Source organism: Agromyces litoreus (assembly GCF_040496015.1).
GTDB classification, from domain to species: Bacteria; Actinomycetota; Actinomycetes; order Actinomycetales; family Microbacteriaceae; genus Agromyces; species Agromyces litoreus.
Genome location: NZ_JBEPKA010000033.1, coordinates 1 through 2,691 on the forward strand (window position 1 = coordinate 1; position 2,691 = coordinate 2,691).

3 protein-coding genes are annotated in these 2,691 nt (G+C 71.0%); all 3 read right to left on the reverse strand.

What is annotated here, in order from left to right:
* Nucleotides 1-993 (reverse strand): carbamoyl-phosphate synthase large subunit (gene carB / locus ABME01_RS15585; protein ID WP_353829344.1); only part of this gene is annotated, 993 nt, incomplete at its 3' end.
* Nucleotides 993-2,195 (reverse strand): glutamine-hydrolyzing carbamoyl-phosphate synthase small subunit, encoded by a 1,203-nt coding sequence (carA, locus tag ABME01_RS15590; protein ID WP_353829345.1) that lies wholly within the window; start codon nt 2,193-2,195, stop codon nt 993-995. The genes carA and carB, both read right to left, overlap by 1 nt.
* A partial coding sequence (locus ABME01_RS15595; protein ID WP_353829346.1) for a PH-like domain-containing protein occupies nt 2,188-2,691 on the reverse strand: 504 nt, incomplete at its 5' end. The genes carA and ABME01_RS15595, both read right to left, overlap by 8 nt.

The following is a 2,691-nucleotide window of genomic DNA, read 5'->3' on the forward strand; positions in this document are numbered from 1 at the left end:
GCGGTAGCCGATCGCGAGCTTCGCGGCGATCTTCGCGATCGGGAAGCCCGTGGCCTTCGACGCGAGCGCCGACGACCGCGAGACGCGCGGATTCATCTCGATGACGATGATGCGCCCGTCGGCGGGGTCGACGGCGAACTGGATGTTGCAGCCGCCGGTGTCGACGCCGACGGCGCGGATGATGTCGATGCCGATGTCGCGCAGCTTCTGGTACTCGCGGTCGGTCAGGGTGAGCGCGGGCGCGACCGTGATCGAGTCGCCCGTGTGCACGCCGACGGGGTCGACGTTCTCGATCGAGCAGACGACGACCGTGTTGTCGGCGGTGTCGCGCATGAGCTCGAGCTCGTACTCCTTCCAGCCGAGGATCGACTCCTCGAGGAGCACCTCGGTGGTCGGCGAGTCGTGCAGGCCCTGCGTCACGATCCGGACGAGGTCCTCCTCGGTGTAGGCGAAGCCCGAGCCGAGCCCGCCCATCGTGAACGATGGGCGGACCACGAGCGGGTAGCCGAGGTCGAGCGCGAACTCCTTGGCCTGCTCCAGCGTCGTCGCGACGTGCGAGCGGGCGACGTCGGCGCCGGCCTCGATGACGAGGTCCTTGAAGAGCTGCCGGTCCTCGCCCTTGCGGATGGCGTCGACCTTGGCCCCGATGAGCTCGACGCCGTGCTTGTCGAGGATGCCGGCGTCGTGCAGGGCGATCGCGGCGTTCAGCGCGGTCTGGCCGCCGAGCGTCGGGAGCACGGCGTCCGGCTTCTCCTTGACGATGATCGACTCGATCACCTCAGGGGTGATCGGCTCGACGTAGGTCGCGTCGGCGAAGTCGGGGTCGGTCATGATCGTGGCCGGGTTCGGGTTCACGAGGATGACGCGCACGCCCTCGGCACGCAGGACCCGGCACGCCTGGGTGCCCGAGTAGTCGAACTCGGCGGCCTGGCCGATGACGATCGGGCCGGACCCGATGACGAGGACGGAGTTGATGTCGTCGCGCTTGGGCATTACTCGCCGGCCTCCTGGCTGGAATCGTTCTGCTTCGCGGCGATCACCATGTCGCGGAAGCGGTCGAAGAGGTAGTTGGCGTCGTGCGGGCCGGCCGCCGACTCGGGGTGGTACTGCACCGAGAACGCGGGGATGTCCAGGCAGTTCAGGCCCTCCACGACGTCGTCGTTCAGTCCGACGTGGCTGACCTCGACCCGGCCGAAGCCCTCGCTGGACTCGCTGATCGCGTCGGTGGGGGCGTCGACGGCGAAGCCGTGGTTGTGCGCGGTGATCTCGACGCGACCCGTGGCGCGGTCGAGCACGGGCTGGTTGATGCCGCGGTGCCCGAACGGGAGCTTGTAGGTGTCGAACCCGAGCGCGCGGCCGAGCAGCTGGTTGCCGAAGCAGATGCCGAAGTAGGGCAGTCCGGCGCGCAGCGCGCTGCGGAGCAGCTCGACGTGACGGTCCGAGGCGCTCGGGTCGCCGGGGCCGTTCGAGAAGAACAGCGCGTCGGGCTCGAGGGCGAGCACCTCGTCGGGCGTCACGGCCTGCGGGAGCACGTGCACGTCGAACCCGCGCTCGGCCAGGTAGTTCAGGGTCGAGGTCTTGACGCCGAGATCGAGCACGGCGACCGAACCGACGCGCTCCCCCGTCGCGGGCAGCGTGTAGCGCTCGGCGGTGGAGACCGCGCCGGAGAGGTTGCGGCCGGCCATCTGCTCGCCGGACTGCACGAAGTCGAGCTGCTCCCCCGGGGTGAGGAAGGCCTCCTCGCCCGAGAAGACCCCTGCGCGCATCGCGCCGAGCGAGCGGATGTGCCGGGTCACGGCACGCGTGTCGATGCCGCTGATGCCGACGACGCCCGCGTCGGCGAGGTCGTCGTCGAGGCTCCGCTGGGAGCGGAAGTTCGACACGACTCGGGAGGGATCGCGCACGACGTAGCCGGCGACCCAGATGCGCGAGGATTCCATGTCCTCGTCGTTCATGCCGGTGTTGCCGATGTGGGGCGCGGTCATCAGCACGATCTGGCCCGCGTAGGACGGGTCGGTCAGCGTCTCCTGGTAGCCGGTCATCCCCGTCGCGAAGACGGCTTCGCCGAGCGTGCGGCCGCGGGCGCCGTAGGCGCGCCCCTCGTAGCGCGTGCCGTCCTCCAGCACGAGCACGGCACGGTCGAGGTCGGCGGCGGCGGTGGCCTGCTCGTCGACCGGGGTCGGGGTCTCAGTCATCCGAGGCCTCGCTCTCTTCCTCTGCTTGCGGCTGGGGCGCCTCGGGCGCCGCAGCGATCTCGTTCACGGCGGCGACCAGCCGGGCGGAATCGCCCGGGTACCGACACCGAAGGTAGCTGTCGACCCGGGTCGGGACCTCGGGCTCCGACCGGTCGTCGACGATCCAGGTGAGGGCGACGAGGCCCTCGGGCTCGACCCCGCGATCGATCGCGTAGGTCGCGGTCCCGGCGGACGCGATGGCCTCCGACGGGATGAAGCTCGACGGCTCGCCGGCGATCCGGAGGAGCACCCCGGGCGGGTGCACCTCGACGCGCGCCGAACCGCGGAACGCCAGGCCCTCGACGGCGAGCCGCTCGAGCGGCTGCCCCTCCGGGGTCGTGGCCACGTAGAGGGCCTCGACCTCGAGCGTCGCGGGGCCGAGCGTGGGCGGCGGCGGGTAGGCGGCGAGGGTCTCGTCGCGCACCTCGCGCCGTCGCCACGAGCGGAGCATGAGCCA

Coding starts and splice junctions, on each gene's coding strand:
- carA (WP_353829345.1), bottom strand. CDS start 2,195: ATGACTGAGACCCCGACCCCGGTCGACGAGCAGGCCACCGCCGCCGCC.